Here is a 23,362-nt window from a genome sequence, read left to right as displayed (position 1 = left end):
GATGACGGATATGACCGCCAATACCGCCGCCGCTGTCGTGCAGCCGAAAAAGAACCGTAAAGGCATTCCGCTGATGGTCATCATCGGCTTTATCTGGATCGCAGCAATGATCCTGATTGCGCTGACTGCGGACTGGATAAAACCCTACAACATCACAGCCTTTGACCTGAAAAACCGCCTCGCACTGCCAGGGAACGCACAGCATTGGCTGGGTACCGATGAGCTGGGACGTGACGTGCTTTCACGCCTCATCGAATCCATTCGCATTTCGCTGCTCATCGCGTTTGGTGCGACGATCATTTCAGCGGTGTTCGGGACGGCGCTTGGCTTTCTTGCAGCTTATTTTCGAGGTGCTGTAGAGCAGGTTGTGGTCATGTTGGCTGATTTTCAGGCGGCGCTACCATTCCTGATTCTGTCGCTTGCCGTGTTGGCATTCTTTGGCAGCTCACTTCTACTGCTGACCTGCCTGATGGGTTTCTACGGTTGGGAACGTTATGCCCGTATCGCACGTGGACTGGCCGTTTCGGCCAATGCACAAGGCTATGCGGCAGCGGTTACCCAGCTCGGCGCTACGCCGTCGCGCGTGTATCTCAAGCATATCCTCCCGAACATTGCTTCGACACTGATTGTCTCGATGACGCTGACATTCCCGGAGATTATTCTTCTCGAAAGCAGCCTTTCGTTTCTAGGATTGGGCGTGCAGCCGCCCATGACCAGTCTTGGCAATATGGTTGGTTATGGTCGCGAATATCTCACTCGTGCACCGTGGATCATGCTGGCGCCATCATTTGTGATCATGTTCACGACGCTATCGATCAGCTTTGTGGGTGATTGGCTGCGCGACAAGCTGGATCCTACTACGAGATAAAGCCGATCGCCTTCCAACACTTGGACCTTGCGATTCTGAAAGCGAGTTGTTTAGTGTGAGGCGACAGAGTTTTTATGGGAACTGACGTCTTATGTTGAAGAATATCAATCCATTGCTGACCGGCTCGTTGCTCGAGGTTCTTGCCGATATGGGGCACGGAGACGATCTCGTGATCGTTGATGCCAATTATCCGGCGCAGTCTTCTGGTGTCCACGTACTGGATTTTCCAGGAATCACTGCGACGGATATGGCGGAAGCCGTTCTGTCGCTGCTGCCTTTGGACGATTTTGTCGACAAGCCAGCCGCTGTCATGCAGGCGCCCAATGAAACGCCAGCGATTTTCAAGGAGTTTGAAGCGGTCATAGAAGCGGCCGAGGGACGGAAGATTTCTGTCGATCCGATTGAAAGATTTGCCTTTTATCACCGCGCTCGCGATGCTTTCGCGATCATTCGTACGGGTGAGAAACGACTTTATGGCAATATCATTTTCAAGAAGGGAGTCATCCGCTCCTGAGCGATGACATTGATATCAACGCATGAAAAACCCGGGCATTGAGCCCGGGTTTTTAATTTCAGCTTTATTCCTGCGGTTTCTCGGCTTGATCCTTCATCGGGCCTTTGTGCTCCCCACCCTTGTGGTTGCCCATGTGGTGTGGACCCTTGTGGTGAGAGCCCCTGGCCTGGTGATGCATCTTCGCAGCACGCATTTCGCTGCGATCGATTTTGCCATCCTCGTTCCGATCCAGTGCAGCGAATTCCTTCTTGCGCTGGTTCTCCACTTCCGCAAGCGTAACCTTACCATCGCCATTGATATCGAGACGACGTTCCATGCGGTCGGCTGCACGGCTCACGATACGCTTGAGTGCCAATGCTTCGATTTCGGCTCGAGAAAGTACGCCGTCGCCATCGGTATCGGCGGCCCTGAGATCATCCATGCGAGAGAATTTCTCAAGATCGACGGGGCCACGTTTGCCCTTCATATCTTTGTTTGATGCGACGGCCGTCTCTGCTGCCGGTTTATCAGTATTTGCACTGTTGTTTTCTTGTGCTAGTGCGGGGACAGCAAGCAAAGATGTTGCAATTACAGCGATAAATGCGGTCTTCGATTTCATGGCTATTTGACTCCATTACTCTTTTACAGGGGCGCCGATAAAAGGCGTGTGAGTAATGTCTTTCTTTTTAGATGAACCGCATATGAATATGCCAATTAATTATCGGTAATGTATTGGGGGGTGTATGAGAAAACCGGAGCTGAAGCATTCTCTAAAGCAGGCAATCATCTGCTTTACGGAGACACATGTCTGTCCGAACGGGAAGATTTTGTCTGACCCTTCAGGATCAGTTATCAGCGGAAGCATTTGTTTTCAGAAGAGAAAATGGTGGGTGATGTAGGGATCGAACCTACGACCCGCTGATTAAGAGTCAGCTGCTCTACCAACTGAGCTAATCACCCACTCGCTTTGCCGAGGCAGCGGCCCCGGTGAAGTGAGCGGTTCTATAACGGCCTCTTTTCCACCTGTCCAGCCTTCAACTGCAAAATTTCTGAAAAAAATAACAGCTTGTCCAAAAAGCCCGGAAATGTGGGGCTTTCAAAAATCCACTTCCACTCGCTTTCGGTGTATTTTTCCAGGAATGTGTATTCTGGTTGTATTTTCTGAGCGCTCTTTTGAGAATCAGAAATGAGAGATTCTTGATTTGATTCATTTTTTCATGTCTCCGGCGTTGTAAGCCGAACCTTGCGGCTCCATATTCTCGAAGCTGGACTAATACGTTCGGTGGGGAGGTTTCGTTCAGGGAGTAGAACCACGCCGCAAATGTCGCAGTCATGTCATCAATTATTGATGCTTGTCTGAGAAGCTACGGCATATAAAAGACTTGATCGGTTGGTAGTGGTTCTGAAGTCACGGACACCGGCACCGCCCCTGGAATTTGTCAGAGCAAGGCGCTTCATGCACCGGGTTGCCCTTGCCGAAGAAAACAGAAACGGCTCACATCGTTTCAAAATCCGGTTCGCGACATTTGAGGACGGAATGGAAAGCATAATAGGCGATCTCGGACAGTTTATTTCCGATCATCGGGCATGGGCTGGGCCTATCGTGGGCATCATCGCCTTTGGCGAATCTCTCGCCATTATAGGAATGTTCATTCCAGCCACTCCGATCATGATCGCCATTGGTGGCCTCGTGGGTGCCGGAATCATTGAACCCATTCCCGTCATCATCGGCGCGATCATTGGTGCTGTCATCGGCGATATTATCTCCTATTTCCTGGGCTGGTGGCTTGGCCGCAACATTATCCACAAGTGGCCGCTCAACAAGCACCGCAGCGGTGTCGCGCGTGCGCGCCTTCTATTCCGTCGCTATGGCTTTTCGGCGGTGTTTCTGGGCCGCTTCTTCGGTCCTGTACGCTGCACCGTGCCGATGGTTGCCGGCATGATGTCGATGGATCAGACGCGTTTCCAGACCGCTAATGTCCTGTCTGCCCTGGTATGGGCCCCACTGATGTTCCTTCCGGGCTGGCTAGCTGGCCGTGGCGCTGGCGTTTTTGCCAGAATGGACGGCGATCACATGTTCTGGTTCGTAATCGGGATCACGATCGTCACAATCATCGTGACGATCATTGGCGTTCGTTTTTTCAAAGCCCGTCCACGTCGGGAGCGTAAGCGCCGGGTTCATGTCTCACCGGCCGAATAATAATCGGTCTCTTGTGCAGCAGGCATCAGTCTGCTTAATAACAAAACCATATGTTCCATATGGCAACTGGTGTTGCTGAGGCTTGGAGCCTCGCAAACACCTCATATAAGGTTCATCGCGCTTTATGCCCGACGACAGTTCTGACGATTCGTCTTCTCGAAGTCCGAGTTCCCCGGAGGGGCGTTCGGGCTTCCCGCGCGTTGAACAATTCCCGATAGTCTTTGTTCGCTTGGGGCTGGACCGCACAAAAGCGGCCCGGCCACAAACTGCTTGCGGCGTAGTTTCCAATTTTCATTTCTGCTGATCTTTAAAGGAGCCGACATATCATGGACTGGTCCATGGACTGGATTGCCGACCCCAATGCCTGGATAGGTTTGGTGACATTGGTGGTACTCGAGATTGTTCTCGGTATCGACAATCTCGTCTTCATCGCCATTCTGGCCGACAAACTGCCTCCGCACCAACGCAATCGTGCGCGGCTGATCGGCCTTAGTCTCGCTCTTCTGATGCGTTTGGTACTACTGGCGTCGATTTCCTGGATCGTCACTCTGCGAGAGCCCTTGGTGTCGCTGATGGGGCTGTCATTTTCGGGGCGCGATATCATCATGCTGATAGGCGGCCTCTTCCTTCTCGCCAAGGGCACGATGGAACTCCACGAGCGGCTGGAGGGCGATCATGGGCCAAAAAGTTCCAAGGTCGTGCATGCTGTGTTCTGGCAAGTGATCGTTCAGATTGTCGTTCTGGATGCGGTATTCTCGCTCGATAGCGTCATCACGGCTGTTGGCATGGTCCAGCACCTGCCGGTCATGATGATTGCTGTGGTTATCGCCATTGGCGTGATGATGCTTGCTTCCAAGCCGTTGATGGACTTTGTCAACAAACACCCCACCGTCGTCATCCTCTGTCTTGGCTTTTTGATGATGATTGGCTTCAGTCTGGTCGTGGAAGGTTTCGGCTTCCACATTCCAAAGGGTTATCTCTATGCGGCGATCGGCTTCTCGGTATTGATCGAAGCGGCTAATCAGATGTCGCGACACAATCGTGAAAAGCTGGTTACCACCAATGATCTGCGAGAACGCACGGCAGGCGCAGTCCTGCGCCTGCTCGGTGGTGGTCGCGGTGAAAATCCGCTCTCTGATACGATTGATGTGATTGCCCAGCAGACAGCCGCCAGTGACGTCTTCCTGCCAGAAGAAAAGGAGATGATCCGCGGCGTTCTCGATCTGGCTGATCGACCTGTGCGTTCCATCATGTCGCCGCGCAACGAGATCGAGTGGCTTGACCTCGATGAAGACGAAGCGGAACTGGATGCGGCCATTCGCAAGCTGTCACATTCACGCGTCATCGTTGCACGTCGTCTGGTGGATGAGTTCATCGGCGTGGCGCTTGTGAGGGATCTTCTGCTCGATATCGGCGACAGGAAGCCTATCGACTGGGACAAAATCGTAAAACAACCGCTTGTCGTGCATGAAAATGCAAATGTGTTGCGCGTTATGGAACAGTTGCGCAACTCACCTGTTCAGATCGCGGTGGTCGTGGACGAGCACGGTTCTTTCGAAGGCGTCGTGACACCCACCGACGTTCTGGAAGCCATTGCCGGTGAGTTTCCTGATGAAGATGAAGAGGCAGCTGTCGCGCAGTCGGACGGCCATGGTGGTTATCTTGTGGATGGCTTTACCGATATTCGTCGGCTGAGTGGTCTTCTTGAACGCGACCTTCTCGATGATGGTGATCGCTATACGACGCTGGCCGGTTATGTTCTCTGGCATCTCGGGCACTTGCCGCTGGGTGGGGAAAGCTTCGTTGCCGATGGTCTGGAGTTCAAGATCGAGTCGATGAACGGTCGTCATATCGGCAAGGTACGCATTACGCCCTCAATCGACTATGAGGTCTAACAGGAATGAATTTGCGGGCTGGTTGGTCAGGCTCGCAAATTATTTCACACAGTTAACTCCGATAAAATAAGTAGGTTATTGACAAAAGCCGAGAAGCCTTCAAAATTAACCTATCGTTCATTGTTGCGGCGAAAGCGCGACAATATTTGAGCGGAAGGCAATGAGGAGGCTAGGCATGAAGCGAACCGTTCAACTGCTCGCTACGAAAATGAAGAATACGTTTTTGCGTGTTCCGGCCTTTTTGGAGCAGCCTTGGCGCGAAATGAAGTTGAATGCGGAAGAGATTGCAGCCCGCCGCCGTAGTCGGCTGGAGCGTGGCGAGCATAATTTTCTCTGGTGCTGGCAGCATCGCGGTTTCTGGTGAGACCAGAAGCCCAAGGATGGTTTGAAGGCAGGGGGCGAAAGTCTCCTGCCTTTTGCATTTCATTTTATGGTTTCGATCCTGATGAGAATTATTTTCTCATGCCGGCATGTGGTTTGGGCGCAGGTTCCATGAATGGCTTTGAAAGTAGTTTATATATTTAAATCAATGATTTAGATTGATTTTGTCTCTTCTCTCGTTAGATTTGTTTTCCGAAAACAATCGAGTTTAGAGCGCTTTTCGCAAACAGCGCGGTGGGGATGGGTCTAATGAGAAAAATTATTCTATATACGGCGGTAGCCCTCGGTCTCGGCGCCGCTCCGGTTCATGCGCAGGAGCCTAAGGAAATCCTCAACGTTTCCTATGACATCGCGCGAGAACTCTACGAACAGGTCAACAAGGCCTTCATCGTAGACTGGAAGACCAAGACCGGTGAAGATCTGACCGTCAATCAGTCCCATGCGGGCTCCTCGAAGCAGGCGCGTTCGATCCTGGAAGGGCTTGAGGCGGATGTCGTTACCTTCAATCAGGTAACCGACGTGCAGGTCCTGCACGACAAGGGCAATCTCATTCCGGCAGACTGGCAGAAGCGACTCCCGAACAACTCGTCACCCTACTATTCATTCCCTGCTTTCCTCGTTCGTGAGGGTAATCCGAAGAACATCAAGAATTGGGATGATCTGGCGCGTGACGACGTGAAGGTGATCTTCCCGAATCCGAAAACTTCGGGCAATGCGCGCTATACCTATCTTGCTGCGACGGCGTACGCGAACGAAGCATTCAAGGGCGATCAGGCAAAAGTTCACGAATTTATCGGGAAGATTTTCAAGAATGTGCCCGTGTTCGATACGGGCGGCCGTGGCGCAACGACGACTTTTGCCGAACGTGGCATTGGCGACGTTCTGGTGACCTTCGAGGCCGAAACACGCGGAACCGAAAAGGTTCTTGGACCGGACAAATATGACGTTGTCGTACCGGAAGTCAGTCTGCTGGCAGAGTTTCCCGTTACGGTCGTCGACAAGGTAGTGGACAAGCGCGGATCGCGCAAGATTGCCGAAGCCTATCTCGATTATCTTTACTCGTCGGAAGGCCAGGAGATTCTGGCTCAAAACTTCAACCGTGTGCATGACAAGGACGTCATCGCAAAGCACAAGGATATCTATCCTGATGTACGTCTCGTGACGGTTGAAGATGCTTTCGGTGGCTGGGAGAAGGTGCAGAAGGAACATTTCGCCGAAGGCGGAGTGCTCGATCAGCTCTTCACCGGTAAGTAAACAGAGCTAATTGGCGATCCCTGAGGGATCGCCTTGCTTTTTGGAAAAATTCAGTGGCGCTTCTAAGCATGAAACGTAATTCTGTGCTACCAGGGTTCGGACTGACCCTCGGCTGCACTTTGCTTTATCTGGCTGTCATCGTGGCCTTGCCACTGCTAGCCATGATTCTGAAAACGGCAAGTCTCGGCTGGAGCGACTTCTGGAATATCGTGACCTCAGATCGGGCACTGGCGACCTATAAGATCACCTTGAGTGCAGCCGCAGTGGCAACAGTATTTAACGGCTTATTTGGTCTCTTGCTGGCCTGGGTGCTGACCCGATACGAATTTCCCGGCAAACGCCTGATTGATGCTGCAGTCGATCTTCCTTTCGCGCTACCGACTGCCATAGCAGGTTTGGCATTGGTAACGCTCTTTGCCCAGAATGGCTGGTTCGGACGGTTCCTTGAACCGATTGGAATAAAGGTTGCTTATGCACCGCTCGGCATCATGATCGCGATGTTTTTCACCAGCATTCCATTTGTTATCCGCACGGTGCAGCCGGTACTGGAGGATATGAGCGCTGATGTCGAAGAAGCTGCCCGCAGCCTCGGGGCCAGCTCCTGGCAGACATTCTCACACATTATCTGGCCGACCATTTTTCCAGCTTTCCTTGCAGGCTCGTCGCTTTCCTTTGCCCGCAGCCTCGGTGAGTTTGGTTCGATTGTCTTTATCTCAGGCAATCTTCCCTTCGAAACTGAAGTAACATCGCTGCTCGTTTTCATCCGGCTTGATGAATATGATTATCCAGCCGCCGCAGCACTTGCATTCGTGATGCTCATTACGGCGTTCCTGATGCTTCTTGTGACCAATCTCATTCAGGCAAGGCAGCTTCGTTATGCAGAACGCTAGCGCAAGCCTGCAGGCACGTAATTCCGGTCCGATGCGTAACCTGTTGATCTGGCTGGCGGCTGGCTTGTCGCTGATCTGCATCGGGGCACCACTCGCCGTTATCTTCTCTTATGCTTTTAGCAAGGGTGTAGATGTCTTCTTCGGCGAAATATTGAAACCTGACACATTGCATGCGGTCTGGCTGACCATTCTGACGGCTATTGTCGTGGTGCCTATCAATATGGCGTTCGGTGTTTGCGTCGCATGGCTCGTAACCAAGTTCCGTTTCCCCGGACGGCGGCTGCTGATTACATTCGTGGAAATACCGTTCTCAGTCTCGCCTATCGTGGCCGGTGTGACCTATCTCTTCCTCTACGGATCGCAAGGTTTGCTGGGGCCATTGCTGGAAGCCTATGACATCAAGATCATGTTCACGGTTCCGGCGATCTTCCTTGTCAGCCTCTTTGTCACTTCGCCTTTCGTGGCGCGTGAACTGATCCCGCTGATGGAAGTGCAGGGGAGTGAAGAAGAAGAAGCAGCACTGACGCTTGGAGCCAATGCCTGGCAAACCTTCTTCTACGTGACCTTGCCCAATATCAAATGGGCACTGCTCTATGGAGCTGTACTTTGCAATGCGCGTGTGATGGGAGAGTTTGGAGCAACGTCGGTCGTTTCGGGTGCCATCCGAGGTAAGACCAATACGCTGCCGCTTCAGGTGGAACTACTGTTCAATGACTATAACGTCGCTGGTGCATTCGCTGCGGCTTCGACGCTCGCGTTGATTGCTCTTCTGACGCTTGTCCTGAAGGTTCTGCTTGAACGTAGGCAAGGTGCCTAAGATCGAAGAAGCCGTCCATTCGAGGAATGGACGGCTTGCGGTCACGCTGCTTGGGAAAGCGTGTTGTTCATCGGTTCTCTGTGAAGAGAAGATGCGAGGATAATTCCTTCCGGCCAGCGGCTGAATCCACTTGCTACATTGATGTGGCCAGCATGGCCGAGATCGACAAATCCCGATCCCCACACATGGGACAGAGCTTCTGCCTTGGCAAAGCTCATATATTCATCGTTGCGGCTTGCGACGACGATGGATGGAAAACCCAGCTCCTGGCGCGGGAGCGGAGCAAAGCTCAGGAATCGATCGTCCTTACGAGCCATTGTTTCGGCGTCGGCCGGTGCAACCAGTAGGGCGCCCGCCACATGAGCCGCCGACGGGCGGCTGGCCAGATGTGCGACCAGTGCGCAGCCAAGACTATGGGCGACCAGAACGGCCCCCGGATTTTCGGCGAGTTTTGCTTCGAGCGCGTGCATCCAGTCGGATAGCACCGGATAGTGCCAGTCGTCCTGCTCGACGAGTAATGCTGACGGATCGTCATGCAACCATTGGCGCTGCCAGTGGCCTGCTTCCGATCCCTTGTAGCCGGGGATGATCAATGTCGCAGGCATGTGTTTTTCCTTTTGGATAAGGCCTTGGGAGGGCGTTCAGTTTCGCAATTTGTTCCATTTGCGAAACTGTTTCCAAGATAGGCGGTCAAAGCCGCCATTTTAAGAAAAACAAATTCAAATTGGGACGGTTTTCGTGAAAACTATGCTCCGGCTGTAATCTATTTTTATTTCTGCTGTTTGTCGTTCCATCGCAAGAGGAACTGGGATTTCTCGAAGACCAGCACGACTACAAGCGACATTGCGAACGGGATAAGCAGGTAGAGCAGACGGAAGACGATCAGCGCTGCCAGAACGTCAGCCTGATTCATATCCGGCAAGCCGGTGAGGAACACGAGTTCCAGAACACCGAGGCCGCCTGGAGCATGCGAGATTAGGGCCGCGGAAAACGAGACCAGGAAAATGCCCAGAATGATGAGGAAACCGGGATTGCCGGCCTCTGGCAAGGCAAAATAGATGATGCCAGCGGCGCCTATCAGCTCCAGCGGTGCGACGATGAGCTGCTGCACCACAACCGACATTCGCGGATATTCCAGACGGAAACTGCCGATCTGAAGTGGACGCAGACGCAGCCAGCTACCGAAGACATAAAGCAGCACGAATGCCAGCATCAAAAGTGCAATGATAATGGAGACGGTCGGCGTCAGTTCCTCGTTGAAACGCATCAGAATATGCGGTTCCAGCAAGAGAACGACGCTGGAGGTCATTATGACTCCGAGAATGAATGTGAAGGAGCAGAAGGCGATGAGGACGGCGATTTCACTGCCGGGCATGCCTTGAGAGGAATAGGCCCTGTAGCGTACGACAGCGCCTGAAACGACCGAGGCGCCGATATTGTGCGATAAGGCATATGTGGTGAAGGAGCAAAGCGCGATGAAGAGCCAGGAAATCTTGCGCTTGAGGTGCAAGAGCGCAATGCGATCATAACCGGCGAGCGAACTGTAGGCCAGAAGCGCCGATGCTGTAGCCAGAACCCAATGATGGGTGCGGATGGCATAAAGACTGTCCAGAACATCATCGAGCGAAATGCTGCGAAGCTCGCGATAGAGAAGCCAAGCCGAAATACCGACTGCGCAAATGCCTACGACCGGCCAGATGTAATCCTTTGCTCTCATCAACCGGTCACCATGCCTTCATGCTTCATATCATCCCCTTTATTGCCCATGATATCGGTCGATCCTTCTCCCGATACTATCCCTAATATGTCAGTCTGAGATTCGTTTTCTTCAGAAACAATTCCGGCATTTTTCTTTCTGATCTCAGTTCCGATTGCCTTTGCCATGGCTGTTGCGATTTCTTCTTCGCCCAGAATGACAAAATCTGCGCCAAGATCCTTTAAATATTGTGCTTCCGCCTTCGAGCAGGCGCGTACGACGATGCTGATTTCCGGATTTGCCGCTCGGGCTAATGCTGTGACCCGTCCAGCCTCGAAGGCATTGGGGATTGCAATAACCAGATTTTGCGCCATTGCCGGATTGGCCGCTTTCAGTATCTCTGAATCCGAGGCGTTGCCGGCAATGGCTTCGACGCCTTTGTCCTTGAGCGAGGCGCTGACCTTCGACGAATCCTCGATGACGAGAAAAGGCGTCGTCTCCGCCTGTAATCCTGCTGCAATCCTTTCGCCGATCTGGCCATAGCCAACAACAATCGTGTGTCCGGTCAGCAAAGTTTGGGGTAACGGCTCAGGCTCGGAAATACTGAGTTCGACACCGGGAGCCTCACCGGCTGGTGTTTCGTGTTTGCTTCGCTTTTCGATCCATGGCCGCATTCGTTCCGCTACGATGAACATAACCGGATTGAGGAAGATCGACAGGATTGCACCAGCGAGAATAAGGTCGCGTCCAGCCGGTGGGAGAAGATTGAGGCTGACGCCCAACCCCGCCAGAATGAAGGAGAATTCACCGATCTGCGCAAGACTTGCCGAAATGGTGAGCGCCGTGCTGACAGGGCGACGGAAAGCGCGCACGATGAAGAATGCCGCGACTGATTTGCCGATGAGGATAATGGCAAGCGTTCCGAGCAGGGGTAGTGGATCGCGGAGAAGGCTCATCGGGTCGAACAACATTCCGACCGAGATAAAGAACAGCACCGCGAAGGCATCGCGCAAGGGCAGGGACTCTTCCGCTGCCCGATGGCTGAGTTCGGATTCGCTCATCACCATGCCAGCGAAGAAGGCACCCAACGCAAAGGAAACGCCAAACAGATGGGCAGCGCCGAAAGCCACGCCCAGTGCAATGGCGAGCACACCGAGACGAAATAGTTCGCGGGAGCCGGTCTGAGCCACGACATTCAGAAGCCACGGTATGACCTTGCGCCCGACGATAAGCATCAGGGCGACGAACAGAACGACCTTGGCAATGGTGAGAAGGATGATGCCGCCAATACCGAGGCCGAGCCACGAAGCGATGGGATCGCTTGCTGCCGAGCCTTCGGCACGACCAGTTACGCTGGCGACTGCCGGAAGCAGAACCAGCGCCATGACCATTGCGAGATCTTCGACGATCAGCCAGCCGACTGCAATGCGTCCGCGCTCCGTATCGATCAGGCGGCGCTCCTGCATGGCGCGCAACAGGACGACCGTACTCGCGGTAGAAAGGGCCAGACCGAAAACGAGACCCGCCTGCACATCCCAGCCAAGGGCGAGGCCAAGGCCGGTGCCAAGTGCTGCTGCGGCTGCGATTTGTGCGAGTGCGCCGGGAACCGCGATGGCTTTGACGGAAAGAAGATCCTTAAGGGAAAAATGCAGACCAACGCCGAACATCAGCAGGATGACGCCAATCTCGGCAAGCTGAAGAATGAGGTCCTGATCTGCAACGAAACCGGGTGTGTGGGGACCGGCAATAACACCGGCCAGAAGATAGCCGACGAGAGGGGAGATTTTCAGACGGGTGGCTATCGCACCGAAGATGAAGGCCAGGCATAACCCGATGACGATTGTCGCAATCAAAGGCGTGTCATGGGGCATCAGGTGCCTTCCCCCTCTGGCTTCTCAATTCTGTATGTGGGAGCCGGGCAAGGTCTGAACCTTGCCCGGCAAACGGGTTATTTCTGCGCGGCGGCGCTGTCTTCAATAGCCTGATGCGCTTCCTTGCGATGCTGCCACCAGTTGCCCAGCAGAAGCAGAATCGGAGCGGCGATGAAGATCGACGACGATGTTGCGATAACGATACCGAACAGCATCGGCACGGCAAAATTATGAACCGCGCTACCGCCCCAGATAGCCATCGGGAGCATACACAGGAAAGTCGTCACTGATGTATAAATACAGCGGACGAGAACCTGATTGATACTCATGTCGATGATTTCGCGCAGCGGTTTCGATTTATAAAGACGCATGTTTTCACGCATGCGATCATAAACCACGACCTTATCGTTTACCGAGTAGCCGATAGCGGTCAGAAGTGCTGCAATGGCGGTCAGGTTGAAGTCGAGCTGGAACAGTGCAAAGAAGCCAACCATCTTGGTGGTGTCCAGGACGAGCGTAATGATCGCGCCCATCGCAAAGAACCATTCGAAACGCCACCAGAGATAGATGAGCATGCCAAGTGCCGACAGAATGACGGCAATGAAGCCGGAACGCGCCAGCTCACCGGAGACCTTGGGACCGACCACTTCCGTACGCTCGATCTTCACGCCGGGATCAAGCTCGGTTACGGCTTCGCGCATCTTGTTGACGGCAACCGTCTGCGCTTCCTCGCCACCGTCCTGACGCTGAACGCGGATCAGAACATCGTTCGGGCTACCGGCAGACTGAAGTGCTACTTCACCAAGCCCCAGCGCGCCGAGTTTCTCGCGCAGTTGTGCCAGATCGGCTGGTTGTGACGTGACGATTTCCGCCTGGATACCGCCCTTGAAGTCGATGCCGTAATTCAGCCCCGGCTTGAAGAACAGGCCAATCGACAGGATCGACAGCACGATCGAGACGCCGATGCCGACGAAGCGGGCGTTCATGAAACTGATATTCGTCTTTTCTGGAACGAACTTCAGGAATGGCTCGATGACGAGCACCTTCAGCTTACGCTTGCGGACGTACCAGGCCATCGCCATGCGAACCAGCGTCACATCCGTGAACATCGAGATCGCAATACCGAGCATCATGGTGATAGCAAAGCCACGAACCGGACCGGTGCCGAAGGTGAACAGCAGCAAGGTCGAGATCAAGGACGTAACGTTCGCATCCACAATGGTAGAGAAGGCGCTATGGAAGCCCTTATCCAGCGCGGCCATAGCCCCGAGGCCCCGCCGCGTTTCTTCGCGAATACGTTCATTGATGAGAATATTGGCGTCAACCGCGATACCGATACCGAGAATGATACCGGCGATACCGGGCAAGGTCAGCGTTGCACCGATAAGGCTCAATGCGGAGAAGGTGAGCAAGGTGTGGAGCAGCAGCGCCACATTGGCGATGGTACCCCAAACACCATAAAGGAGCTGGATGAATACCGCGACAAGCACGAAGCCGACGATACCGGTAATGAGGCCCATCTTGATGGCATCGCCGCCAAGGTCCGGACCAACCGTACGTTCTTCGATGACGGTCAGCGGAGCGGGCAGGGCGCCAGCGCGCAAGAGAGCCGAGAGGACGACGGTATCCTGAACTGTAAAGCTGCCGGAAATCTGGCCCGAGCCGCCGGTGATCGGTTCACGGATGACGGGGGCGCTCAGCACCTTGCCATCGAGCACAATCGCAAATGGACGATTGACGTTCTTTGTCGTGATGTCGGCGAACTGGCGTGCGCCGAGACTATCGAAACGGAAGGACACGATCGGCTCATTGGTGCGCTGGTCAAAACCTGCACGCGCATCGGTAAGACGCTCGCCGGAAAGGGCAACCTGATCCTCGATCGGGTACTTGATGTTCGGGTCCTTGGAATCCGGCATGATGGTCACGCCAGGAGGCGGTGCATCGTTCGGATTGGCATCGGCGACCATATGGAAGCTCATTTTTGCGGTGCTTCCGAGAAGCTGACGAAGCTGAGCCGGGTCCTGAAGGCCAGGAAGCTGAACCACAATACGATCCGAGCCTACACGCTGGATGGAGGGTTCAGCGACACCGACCTGGTCAACGCGCTGACGGATGATTTCAAGGCTCTGCTGGAGAGCGGCATCAAGACGGTAGTTGAAGCCTGCCTCTGTCAGAGTCAGGCGCACCTGATTGTCAGTAGAGGCAACATCAATGTCATTGATTGCCGTACCGAAACCGCTGGTATTGACCTGAGAGATCAAGGTACGCAGTGCCGTTTCCGCCTTCGAGCGCTGGTCGGCATCAGGGATGGTCACGACAACGGCATCGCCGACAGCACGGATCGACTGTGGCTGGATACGTTCGGCGCGCAGCTTGCTGCGGGCATCGTCAAGCAGAGAACGCAAACGGTCCTTTTTCAGGCCGGCTGCATCGACTTCAAGCACGAGATAGGAGCCGCCGCGCAGATCAAGGCCGAGCGTGACCTGACGCTTCGGGAACCAGGACGGCATCGCGTCAAGGTGCTTTTGGGTGAAGAAGTTGGGCAAGGCAATGATGATGCCGATCGCAACGATCAGGCTATACAGCACAACCACCCATTTCGAAGTACGCATGGATTAAGGTTCCGGTTGGTACGCCCCAATTGCCACTTAGTATCAAGTGGCGGTACGGGCATTGTTTGTAATGGCGTTAGGATTGGTAAGGGCCAATCATCAAGATTGGCGCATTATGCGCTTTTCGGAGGCGCACGGGCAGAGCCAAAATGTCCCTGCAAAACTGCGAGGCGCCGGAAATTCTGCGCCGCTTCGGCTGATCTCGTCTTTGGAAGAACAATCTCTGCCGTTGCAACAGGGAGTGCTGCTCCAGTGCGATCGAGATAAGCGGTTTTGATCTTGGCTGCGATAGCTTCGATCAGGATTGCCCGCATGGGCTGTGGTGAAGGGGTAGACTGCTGGCGAACAGGTGTTGCAGGACTGCCTTCGACCTGCCTTGCGACAATGCCACCGGAGTGACCGCGAGCCGCATCGTCATCGAGCGTTGAAAAATCCACGGCGAACAGAAAAGCTGTAAACGACAGGACGCACGTAACGAACAGCATGAAACCATGCCGTTTGTGCTGCTCCGTGTTTTTCATGCCCTTCATCAAATCGCCAAGACTTTCTTTAGAGTCTATCCGTGGAGTTGAGCCAGCTTTTCACACTCATTGCGAATCCTCATTAATCATTTGTGTTCGCACGAACAAGGAAATACTGGCATCAAGGCTTGTCTAATACGGTATGGGTCCGCTTCCTACACGCTACAATATCTTGTAAGCAGCCACGCCTTGCATCCGTTTTAGGGCGCTTTATGTTGAAACCATGTCTTGTTTAACGGCAGAATTGAATTGGCATATTCATCGACGTTTCGTGTTCTTGCATTTTCTCTTCTGATCAGCGCCCTGCCGCTGGGCAGCTTTGCGCCGGCTTTCGCGCAGGACAACAAACAGCCAGCCCCGCAGGCAACACAAGCTGCACCAGCCGCTGCTTCCCAAAGCGATTCAACCCAGCAAGCGCCGACTGCCACTGATCAGCAACAGGCTCCTGCGCCCGTTTCTGGTGTCGTTCAACAGCAAAAGCCGGTTATCAATGACCTGAAGCAGCAGACAAAGCGGATCAGCGACCAGCTTCCAAAGGCTGCTTCGAACGATGAATCACTGGCCAACCTCAAGCTTCAGCTGGACTCTCTTTCAAAGAAGCTTTTGGAAGCTGGCGTTGCATTTCGCCCGCGCCTCAGTGAGATCAATACAAGACTGGAGCAGCTGGGGTCTGCACCATCCGGCGATCAGCCGCCGGAACCGGTAATCGTCAGTGAAGAGCGCGCCCGGCTGACCGCTGAGAAGGCTGAAATAAATGCCGTTGTCGGCGAGACGGAAGATACGTCGCTTTCCGTCAATCAGATGTCCGCAAAAATCGGCGATATGCGCCGGGATCTGTTTGCAAGGACACTTTCCCAGCGTGTGAACATCGATACAACGCTTGGCACGGAGGTCGCATCAGCCGCCAGCAACCAGATGGTTTCGCTCTGGCGTATCGTTCAGTCCTGGTGGCGTTTTGTTAGCACGTTCAAGCTTAAATCATTTCTTGCCGCCGCCTTTTTCGCGTTCGTGGCCGCACTGGTCATCCAGATTGGGGCAAGACGCGTTCTAGGCGCGATTTATCAACGCGATCCGACGATTGAATCCCCATCTTATCTAAGCCGCCTTTCAGTGGCGTTCTGGTCTACGGTGATACCGTCAGCGGCTGTTGGTGTTTTCCTAGCTACGACGTATTTTTTTCTCAATTATTTCAATGTATTGAGAACGGATATTGCTGCTCTTTTCCAGTCGTTGTTCATTGTGCTGGGGCTTGTTTTCTTCATTCATCGGCTGGCATCCGCCTGTATCAGTTCGGATATGCCGCAGTGGCGACTGGTTCCGGTCGCCCCCCGACCGGGGCGTGTTTTGGGCTGGCTGATAACGGGAACGGCGCTGACAAGCGGGCTCGATTCCTTCTTCGGGACGGTCAACCAGATACTCTCGTCGCCGCTGTCCCTGACGATGGCGAAGAGCTTGCTGGCCACCGTGATGGTCGGTGTTCTTATTCTGGCAATTGCCTTCCTGAAGCCCGTTGAACGCGAAAAGGATGGCGCCGTCCGGTCATGGCCGCGTGCATTCCGAACATTCCTCATCATATTGGGGCTTTTGCCAATTCTTGCTGCCGTGTTCGGCTATATCGGCATGGCGCGCTTCATATCGCAGCAGATTGTGGTGACAGGCGCTTTCCTTGTTACCATGTATATGGGCTTCCTGACCGGTCGCGCGATTTCCGAGGAGCAGGCTTTCGCGTCCAGCCAGATCGGCAAGGCAATGCGGGAGCGTTTTCATTTCGATGACGCAACCCTTGATCAGCTTGGTCTTCTGGCAGGAATTCTGATCAATCTCGTCGTTGCCTTGATCGGTATTCCGCTGGTTCTGATGCAACTCGGCTTCCAGTGGGCCGAACTGAAAAGCACCTTCTATCAGTTGATGACCGGCTTCCAGATCGGCAATATTTCGATCTCGCTCATGGGACTTTTGACGGGCGTTCTGCTGTTCGTGATCGGTTATCTGCTGACGCGCTGGTTCCAGAACTGGCTCGATAACAGCGTCATGGCACGCGGGCGTGTCGATTCCGGTGTTCGCAATTCCATCCGCACAGTCATAGGCTATGTAGGGCTTTGTCTTGCGGCCCTGATGGGCGTATCGGCGGCCGGGTTCAATATGTCGAACCTTGCACTTATTGCCGGTGGTCTGTCTCTCGGTATCGGTTTCGGTCTCCAGAATATCGTCCAGAATTTCGTTTCCGGTCTCATTCTTCTCGCAGAACGTCCGTTCAAGGTTGGCGACTGGGTGGAGGCCGGTACAGTCAGCGGTGTCGTCAAGAAGATCAGCGTGCGCGCAACGGAGGTGGAAACCTTCCAGAAGCAATCGATCATCGTGCCGAATTCGACGCTTATCAACGGGAATGTCGGCAACTGGACGCATCGCAATAAACTTGGACGCATCGATATTAATGTGCAGGCTTCCTATACGGCAGAACCTCGCCGGGTTCATGCATTGCTTCTCGAAATCGTTCGAGGCCACCCTTCGATCCTGAAGAACCCGGAACCTTTTGTTTCGTTTCAAAGTATGAACGATTCACTGATGGTCTTTGATGTTTACGCCCATGTGGCCGACATAACGTCGACAGGCGGCATCAAGAACGAACTGCGGTTCCAGATTGTCGAACGCTTCCATGAGGAAGGCTTGCATCTGTCCTCGTCCTCGACTGATCTTGTTCTCAAGGGGCCGGAAATCGAGAAGCTTTCAGAGCTGATGCAGAAGGAAAAGGAGCTTTCCTCTGCGGCCGGGAAGAAAAAGGCGAACGCAGTGAAGCCTGAAGCGAAGGAAGATACCGACGACCGCGCTTGATGAACATTTCGTTCAGTTGCAGTTCAGTTTTGTCCGCTTATAAAGAAGATGACAGAGGGCAATAGGGCTCATGCGACATCGGACATATCGCGGCGGGAGCGATGGAAAGGTCGGGACGGTATGAACAGAAATCAGGTCAACAGCTTGGGTAAGCTTGTTCTTGGTGCAGCAGTCGGCTTTGTAGTCTTGGCAGGCAACGCATATGCGGCCCAGATTTCCAACAACGATAGTGGGCCTCAGACGATTGTGGTCACCGAAGGTGCTTCCAAGCGCGAAATGATCGTCGCGCCCGGTGAAACTGTCGAATTTTGCGCCTCGGGCTGTTTTGTGACCTTTCCGAACGGAGATCGTGAAGCTCTGACTGGCGGCGAAACGATTACGCTCAGCGGCGGCAAGGCTACCTTGAAATAGTCTTTCCATTTCAGGATGCAAAAAAGCCGAGGCACTGCCTCGGCTTTTTATGTAGAAGATGTCTCTGTTAGCTGCGAGGCTTGAGGTTTTCGGGGTCGTAGAGAGGCTTGTAGCCAATCGAGACGACTTCAACCGGATAAGTCTCGCCGAAATATTCCACGCTCAGTTTGCGGCCCTCCTGACAATAGGCCCATGGCAGGTAAGCGAGAGCAATGTTTTTGCCAATGGTTGGACCATAGGCGACCGAGCTTGTGAAGGATCGACGTCCAAGTTCGTCGACGAGCGTCTCTCCTGTTTCCGGATTCTGTACCGGCATGATGCCGACAGGATAACGCGCGACACCCCTGGAATCCACATTGTCAGTCATGACGAGTGTACAGAGCATCGCAGGTTGATGCTCGCGGGCGCGATATTCCACATGCTTTGCCTTGCCGCGGAAATCCGCCTCCTTGACCTTCGGGCGAGCGAGGTCGGCTTCGAGAAGGTTGTACTCCGTCAGCAGATCGGCGTTCTGCAGGCGCAGGCTCTTTTCCATGCGGCGGGTGTTGGCATAGGTTTCGACGCCCACCGCAATCACGCCGGTGGAGCGAAGCGCATCCCAGACGGCAAGGCCGTCTTCGTAGCGCATATGCAGTTCCCAGCCTTGCTCGCCGACATAGGAAATGCGGAATGCGGTAACATCCTTGCGTGCAATCCGGATTGGCTTGATGGCAGCGAAGGGGAAGTTTTCCGCATCAAGACCTTCCGGATTCTCAACGACCTTCTTCAGATTCTCGCGTGCATTCGGACCCCAGATGCCGATTGTGACGTATTTCTCTGTCACATCGGTGATTGTTACGTCAAAGCCCTTATCTTCGGCCACACGGCGCATATAGTGGAAGTCGCGAGGCCCTGCATCGGCGCCATTGATCATGCGGATGCGGTCTGCCATGCGGATTGCCGTGAAGTCGGCGCGCACCATGCCTTCGTCATCAAGGAAGTGGGTATAGATACCCTTGCCGATATTTGCATCGCCGCCAATCTTGGCAGCGCACAGCCATTCCATCAACTCTACATGGTCAGGACCTTCGATATCGTACATCGCAAAGTGCGAGAGATTGATAATGCCGCAATTTTCAGTCAGTTCCAGATGTTCGGCATTGGAGACGCGCCAGAAATGGCGGTTGTCCCATTCGTTCTCACGCACTGGTACGCGATCACTATATTTTTCGAGAAGGTGCTCATTGGCGGCATAGCCATGCGCACGCTCCCAGCCGCCAAGCTCCATAAAATGACCGCCAAGTTCCACTTCGCGCTCATAGAATGGCGAACGGCGGATATTGCGGCCCTTGGAGAAGGGTTCACGCGGGTGGACTGCCGGATTGTACACCTTCATCGCCGTTTCTGTGCAACGATCCCAGATGAACTGCTCGGTCATCTGATGCGGATAGAAACGGGAATAGTCGATAGCGTGATGGTCGATTGATGTGCGACCATCCGTCATCCAGTCCGCGATGAGCTTGCCCATGCCGGGACCGTCCTTGACCCAGATGGCGACTGCATACCACAGACCGCGCACCTTCTGGCTTTCACCCATGGATGGACCGCCATCGGTCGTGACCTGCAGGAAGCCGTTGAAGGAGTGGCTTTCGTTGTAGCCGAGTTCGCCCAGAATAGGTGTCAGTTCGATTGCGCGCTCAAGCGGTTCCAGAATCTGGTCCATCTCAAGATCGCGCTGCGATGGTGAGAGACGTGCTTCGTGCTTTTCCAGAAGGTCGCGCGGATGACACAGGCGCGGGTTCTTTTCTTCGTAATAGCCCCATTCGATCTGGCCGCCTTCGGCAGTCTTCGGGTCGCCAGTGTCGCGCATATAGGCAGAGTTGCCCTGATCGCGCATGAGTGGCCAGCCGATTTCCTTGCCGGTGCCTTCAAACTCGTTATAGGGGCCGAAGAATGTCAGCGGATGGTCGATCGGCATGACGGGCAGGTCTTCCCCCACCATTTCGGCGATGAGGCGTCCCCAAAGGCCAGCGCAGATAATGACATAATCAGCTTCGACGGTGCCGCGATGCGTGACGACCCCCTTGATGCGACCGTTTTCGACCAGCAGTGACTGGGCAGGCGTGTTGGCAAAGCTCTGCAACTTGCCAGCAGCTTCCGCCTGATCGATCAGCTTGCCGGCGACGGTCTGCGAACGTGGGATAACCAGACCTGCATCCGGGTCCCACAGTCCGCCTTGAACCAGACTTTCCTCGATAAGCGGGAATTTTTCTTTGATCTCTGCCGGTTCCATCAGCCTGGCGCGGGTGCCGAAGGCTTTACCCGATGCGACCTTGCGCTTGATTTCATCCATGCGGGCATCGTCGCCAACGCGCGCCACCTCGATGCCGCCAACGCGAGCGTAATGCCCCATCTTTTCATAAAAATCGATTGAGTAGAGCGTTGTCCAGCAGGAGAGGAAGTCATGGCTCGTCGCATAGCAGAAATCCGACGCATGGGCGGTCGAGCCGATATCAGTCGGAATGCCGGACTTGTCGATGCCGACGATATCGTCCCAGCCGCGCTCGATCAGATGGTGTGCCACCGAGGCTCCAACGATGCCGCCAAGCCCGACAATCACAACTTTCGCCTTTTTAGGAAACTCTGCCATTTTATGCGTCCCTAGAGCATTTCCAGCAAAAGTGCGAAGCGGCTTTGCGTCGGATAATGCGTGAAAAAGATGGATAGAGCGGTTTCAACGACTCCGTAATAACTGGAACCGCTCTAGTTGGTATTTGACAAAACCATAGTCGTTGGCTGGACGCGACATTTGCCTTTATACGACATATTCGCAGCGTCGGACGACTGCATCGCAGCTTCTGGAAATCCCGGAAGGTTGAGTATCTGCTGTCCTGTTCGCGACATATCCAACAATCCTGCATCCATAGATGGTTCGATCTGTGGAACTGATTCCGGAAAAGCCTGTATGATTTTGATTTTATTTTGAAAGCTGACTGGAGTGGAGCTGCTCCATTCAAGATGCAGCTCCATCTTTCCTTAGTGTCGCGTTTAAGCGGCGATGAGCATTTTGCGCTCTGCCCGTTCCTGTTGTGGCGAGCGTCCGTATAATTCCCGATAGCATTTGGAAAAATGCGACGCCGAAACAAAGCCACAGGCGACTGCGACCTCGACCACAGGCATGGACGATTGCAACAATAGATGCCGTGCGCGATCGAGTCGAATTTCCAGATAATAACGTGCCGGAGACCGGCCCATCTCCTGTCGGAAAAGACGCTCCACCTGACGCCGCGAAAGACCAATCGTATGGGCTACATTGATCAATGCCTGCGGCTCTGAAAGATTGGCTTCCATCATCTCGATGATGGTCAACACCTTGGAATTCTGAATGCCGAGCCGGGCACGCAGAGGCAAGCGCTGGCGATCCTGCGGGCTGCGGACACGATCAGTCAGCGCCTGTTCACAGATCTTGTTGACCAGGTTGGCGTCGAAATCATCTCCGATCAGTTTCAGCATCATATCGAGAGAGGCGGTCCCGCCTGCGCAGGTGTAAAGGTTGCCATCGACCTCAAAGAGATCGGCATAGACCTCGGCCTTGGGGAAGGCTTCCGAGAAGCCCGGCAGATTTTCCCAGTGAATTGCACAGCGCTTGCCAGATAAAAGCCCGGCAGCGGCCAGTATATGGGCGCCCGTACAAAGCCCACCGACTGCCACGCCGCGATTATATTCTTCGCGCAACCACGCAAAGACCGACTTGTTCCTGAATTCTTCCACATAAACGCCGGAGCAGACGAATACCATCGAGGGGCGCTGCTCGCGCTGCAGGAAGCGTCGCTCGTCTTCCAGCGATGCGTTGACTGCGCATTCCACACCATTGGATGCGGTCACCGGTTTTCCGTCAACCGATGTCAATCGCCATCGATAAGCATCATAGCCCAGCATCCGATTTGCGATGCGCAGCGGTTCGATGGCCGTTGCGAACGCAATCATCGAAAAGTTTGGAACAAGAAAAAAGACAATAGACCGCTTAACCGATGAAGCCTGGATCATGCCCGATCGTTCCCATTCTCGAAGGCTCTGACTGCGGTTCCCGACGCAGCTGAAGCCTTGTGTCTCCGTCACGACTCCGGGTGGTTTTGGGCCCGGTTTTTCCCGGTCGCTTTCAGACCGGTGTTCCTGTCGCGTCAACCCGGATTCACAGGGGGACGGTGATGGCGCAAACAAGACAGTGTTCTATTGAGACACAGAACGGGTAGGTTGCAAAGTGCGGCTAAATGCCTGCCGCGAAAAGGTAATTCAATGTCGGGAAATTGAGGGCGGATCGTATGATCGCCCTCAATTGGCTTTACTTCCCACGCTTGAACTCTTCCGTGTTTTTGGCGATGCCTGGCAGACGATCATCCACGTTCGGCCAGCCGATATCGTGCAATATGTGCTCAGGCAGCGCTTCCAGAACACGACGGCTCCGTCTCACGCGACGCTCGAATGACCAGATTTCCACCTGCTTTTGCACTTTGGCGTAAAATTCGAGAAACCACGATGGTGCCCTCGCAGCGGATGATGTTGCCGTAAAGCGCATGGCAGTTGTCCGGCCGTTGGGAGCGGATTGGCACTGAATGGTCATTTTCTCTCTCCTCATTCAGAA

19 protein-coding genes and 1 tRNA gene are annotated in these 23,362 nt (G+C 54.0%); 10 read left to right on the top strand and 10 right to left on the bottom strand.

Annotated features, from left to right (window positions below):
• Window position 1: 1 nt before the first annotated feature.
• Window positions 2-868 (top strand): ABC transporter permease, encoded by an 867-nt coding sequence (locus F9K94_RS04095; protein WP_061346074.1) that lies wholly within the window; start codon window positions 2-4, stop codon window positions 866-868.
• Window positions 869-959: 91 nt separating this feature from the next.
• Entirely contained in the window at window positions 960-1,382 is a 423-nt protein-coding gene (locus F9K94_RS04090; RefSeq protein WP_151643782.1) for an RbsD/FucU family protein, read from the top strand.
• Window positions 1,383-1,446: 64 nt separating this feature from the next.
• On the opposite strand, the gene F9K94_RS04085 is transcribed toward F9K94_RS04090, so the two are convergent.
• Window positions 1,447-1,980 (bottom strand): EF-hand domain-containing protein, encoded by a 534-nt coding sequence (locus F9K94_RS04085; protein ID WP_151643780.1) that lies wholly within the window; start codon window positions 1,978-1,980, stop codon window positions 1,447-1,449.
• Window positions 1,981-2,245: 265 nt separating this feature from the next.
• Window positions 2,246-2,321, bottom strand: a tRNA-Lys gene (locus F9K94_RS04080).
• Window positions 2,322-2,898: 577 nt separating this feature from the next.
• Between F9K94_RS04080 and F9K94_RS04070 the strand changes: the two genes are divergently transcribed.
• The 6 genes from F9K94_RS04070 (at window position 2,899) to cysW (ending at window position 8,798) form a co-directional block, all read left to right on the top strand.
• A complete protein-coding gene (locus F9K94_RS04070) occupies window positions 2,899-3,561 on the top strand; it encodes a DedA family protein (RefSeq protein ID WP_061346472.1) in 663 nt (220 codons plus the stop codon).
• 326 nt (window positions 3,562-3,887) lie between these two features.
• Window positions 3,888-5,456 (top strand): TerC family protein, encoded by a 1,569-nt coding sequence (locus F9K94_RS04065; RefSeq protein ID WP_151643778.1) that lies wholly within the window; start codon window positions 3,888-3,890, stop codon window positions 5,454-5,456.
• 175 nt (window positions 5,457-5,631) lie between these two features.
• Window positions 5,632-5,820, top strand: coding sequence for a hypothetical protein (locus F9K94_RS04060; protein WP_104755894.1), 189 nt, complete (start codon window positions 5,632-5,634; stop codon window positions 5,818-5,820).
• Between the two features lie 266 nt (window positions 5,821-6,086).
• On the top strand, window positions 6,087-7,091 hold the full coding sequence (locus tag F9K94_RS04055) for a sulfate ABC transporter substrate-binding protein (protein WP_151643776.1): 1,005 nt from the start codon (window positions 6,087-6,089) through the stop codon (window positions 7,089-7,091).
• Window positions 7,092-7,159: 68 nt separating this feature from the next.
• Complete coding sequence (gene cysT, locus F9K94_RS04050; RefSeq protein ID WP_061346079.1) at window positions 7,160-7,981, top strand: sulfate ABC transporter permease subunit CysT; 822 nt, start codon at window positions 7,160-7,162, stop codon at window positions 7,979-7,981.
• Window positions 7,968-8,798: a sulfate ABC transporter permease subunit CysW gene (gene cysW, locus F9K94_RS04045; RefSeq protein ID WP_151643774.1), complete on the top strand. Its 831-nt coding sequence runs from the start codon at window positions 7,968-7,970 to the stop codon at window positions 8,796-8,798. Before cysT ends, cysW begins: the two co-directional genes overlap by 14 nt.
• A gap of 41 nt (window positions 8,799-8,839) precedes the next feature.
• On the opposite strand, the gene F9K94_RS04040 is transcribed toward cysW, so the two are convergent.
• From F9K94_RS04040 to F9K94_RS04020, 5 genes are all read right to left on the bottom strand, one after another.
• Window positions 8,840-9,403: an alpha/beta hydrolase gene (locus F9K94_RS04040; RefSeq protein ID WP_151643772.1), complete on the bottom strand. Its 564-nt coding sequence runs from the start codon at window positions 9,401-9,403 to the stop codon at window positions 8,840-8,842.
• A 164-nt stretch (window positions 9,404-9,567) separates the two neighbouring features.
• A complete protein-coding gene (locus tag F9K94_RS04035) occupies window positions 9,568-10,515 on the bottom strand; it encodes a lysylphosphatidylglycerol synthase domain-containing protein (RefSeq protein WP_061346082.1) in 948 nt (315 codons plus the stop codon).
• Window positions 10,515-12,365: a YbaL family putative K(+) efflux transporter gene (ybaL, locus tag F9K94_RS04030; RefSeq protein WP_151643770.1), complete on the bottom strand. Its 1,851-nt coding sequence runs from the start codon at window positions 12,363-12,365 to the stop codon at window positions 10,515-10,517. The genes F9K94_RS04035 and ybaL overlap by 1 nt, the downstream gene beginning before the upstream one ends.
• 77 nt (window positions 12,366-12,442) lie before the next feature.
• On the bottom strand, window positions 12,443-14,977 hold the full coding sequence (secD, locus tag F9K94_RS04025; protein WP_151643768.1) for a protein translocase subunit SecD: 2,535 nt from the start codon (window positions 14,975-14,977) through the stop codon (window positions 12,443-12,445).
• Window positions 14,978-15,090: 113 nt separating this feature from the next.
• The gene (locus tag F9K94_RS04020) at window positions 15,091-15,507 is read right to left on the bottom strand and encodes a hypothetical protein (RefSeq protein WP_151643766.1); all 417 of its coding nucleotides are present in this window, start codon (window positions 15,505-15,507) and stop codon (window positions 15,091-15,093) included.
• 240 nt (window positions 15,508-15,747) lie between these two features.
• Between F9K94_RS04020 and F9K94_RS04015 the strand changes: the two genes are divergently transcribed.
• Both F9K94_RS04015 and F9K94_RS04010 read left to right on the top strand, forming a co-directional pair.
• Window positions 15,748-18,330: a mechanosensitive ion channel family protein gene (locus F9K94_RS04015; RefSeq protein WP_151643764.1), complete on the top strand. Its 2,583-nt coding sequence runs from the start codon at window positions 15,748-15,750 to the stop codon at window positions 18,328-18,330.
• 120 nt (window positions 18,331-18,450) lie between these two features.
• Window positions 18,451-18,741, top strand: coding sequence for a hypothetical protein (locus F9K94_RS04010; protein ID WP_151555724.1), 291 nt, complete (start codon window positions 18,451-18,453; stop codon window positions 18,739-18,741).
• Between the two features lie 67 nt (window positions 18,742-18,808).
• Here F9K94_RS04010 and F9K94_RS04005 read toward each other — a convergent pair whose 3' ends face one another.
• From F9K94_RS04005 to F9K94_RS03990, 3 genes are all read right to left on the bottom strand, one after another.
• On the bottom strand, window positions 18,809-21,370 hold the full coding sequence (locus tag F9K94_RS04005; protein WP_151643762.1) for a GcvT family protein: 2,562 nt from the start codon (window positions 21,368-21,370) through the stop codon (window positions 18,809-18,811).
• Window positions 21,371-21,768: 398 nt separating this feature from the next.
• The gene (locus F9K94_RS03995; protein WP_012091847.1) at window positions 21,769-22,767 is read right to left on the bottom strand and encodes a GlxA family transcriptional regulator; all 999 of its coding nucleotides are present in this window, start codon (window positions 22,765-22,767) and stop codon (window positions 21,769-21,771) included.
• 295 nt (window positions 22,768-23,062) lie between these two features.
• A complete protein-coding gene (locus F9K94_RS03990) occupies window positions 23,063-23,341 on the bottom strand; it encodes a DUF1127 domain-containing protein (protein WP_151643758.1) in 279 nt (92 codons plus the stop codon).
• Between the last annotated feature and the right edge of the window lie 21 nt (window positions 23,342-23,362).

Origin of the sequence: Brucella tritici, assembly GCF_008932285.1 — a bacterium.
Taxonomy (GTDB): domain Bacteria; phylum Pseudomonadota; class Alphaproteobacteria; order Rhizobiales; family Rhizobiaceae; genus Brucella; species Brucella tritici.
This window is presented reverse-complemented; position numbering and strand designations above follow the sequence as displayed.

What these genes read in the sequence shown, in the direction of transcription:
- secD (WP_151643768.1), bottom strand. Translation starts at nt 14,977, where the DNA reads ATGCGTACTTCGAAATGGGTGGTTGTGCTGTATAGCCTGATCGTTGCG.
- F9K94_RS04040 (WP_151643772.1), bottom strand. Translation starts at nt 9,403, where the DNA reads ATGCCTGCGACATTGATCATCCCCGGCTACAAGGGATCGGAAGCAGGC.
- F9K94_RS04020 (WP_151643766.1), bottom strand. Translation starts at nt 15,507, where the DNA reads ATGAAGGGCATGAAAAACACGGAGCAGCACAAACGGCATGGTTTCATG.
- F9K94_RS04065 (WP_151643778.1), top strand. Translation starts at nt 3,888, where the DNA reads ATGGACTGGTCCATGGACTGGATTGCCGACCCCAATGCCTGGATAGGT.
- F9K94_RS04090 (WP_151643782.1), top strand. Translation starts at nt 960, where the DNA reads ATGTTGAAGAATATCAATCCATTGCTGACCGGCTCGTTGCTCGAGGTT.
- F9K94_RS04035 (WP_061346082.1), bottom strand. Translation starts at nt 10,515, where the DNA reads ATGAGAGCAAAGGATTACATCTGGCCGGTCGTAGGCATTTGCGCAGTC.
- F9K94_RS04005 (WP_151643762.1), bottom strand. Translation starts at nt 21,370, where the DNA reads ATGGCAGAGTTTCCTAAAAAGGCGAAAGTTGTGATTGTCGGGCTTGGC.
- cysT (WP_061346079.1), top strand. Translation starts at nt 7,160, where the DNA reads ATGAAACGTAATTCTGTGCTACCAGGGTTCGGACTGACCCTCGGCTGC.
- cysW (WP_151643774.1), top strand. Translation starts at nt 7,968, where the DNA reads ATGCAGAACGCTAGCGCAAGCCTGCAGGCACGTAATTCCGGTCCGATG.
- F9K94_RS03990 (WP_151643758.1), bottom strand. Translation starts at nt 23,341, where the DNA reads ATGACCATTCAGTGCCAATCCGCTCCCAACGGCCGGACAACTGCCATG.
- F9K94_RS04070 (WP_061346472.1), top strand. Translation starts at nt 2,899, where the DNA reads ATGGAAAGCATAATAGGCGATCTCGGACAGTTTATTTCCGATCATCGG.
- F9K94_RS04055 (WP_151643776.1), top strand. Translation starts at nt 6,087, where the DNA reads ATGAGAAAAATTATTCTATATACGGCGGTAGCCCTCGGTCTCGGCGCC.
- F9K94_RS04085 (WP_151643780.1), bottom strand. Translation starts at nt 1,980, where the DNA reads ATGAAATCGAAGACCGCATTTATCGCTGTAATTGCAACATCTTTGCTT.
- ybaL (WP_151643770.1), bottom strand. Translation starts at nt 12,365, where the DNA reads ATGCCCCATGACACGCCTTTGATTGCGACAATCGTCATCGGGTTATGC.
- F9K94_RS04010 (WP_151555724.1), top strand. Translation starts at nt 18,451, where the DNA reads ATGAACAGAAATCAGGTCAACAGCTTGGGTAAGCTTGTTCTTGGTGCA.
- F9K94_RS03995 (WP_012091847.1), bottom strand. Translation starts at nt 22,767, where the DNA reads ATGATCCAGGCTTCATCGGTTAAGCGGTCTATTGTCTTTTTTCTTGTT.
- F9K94_RS04060 (WP_104755894.1), top strand. Translation starts at nt 5,632, where the DNA reads ATGAAGCGAACCGTTCAACTGCTCGCTACGAAAATGAAGAATACGTTT.
- F9K94_RS04095 (WP_061346074.1), top strand. Translation starts at nt 2, where the DNA reads ATGACGGATATGACCGCCAATACCGCCGCCGCTGTCGTGCAGCCGAAA.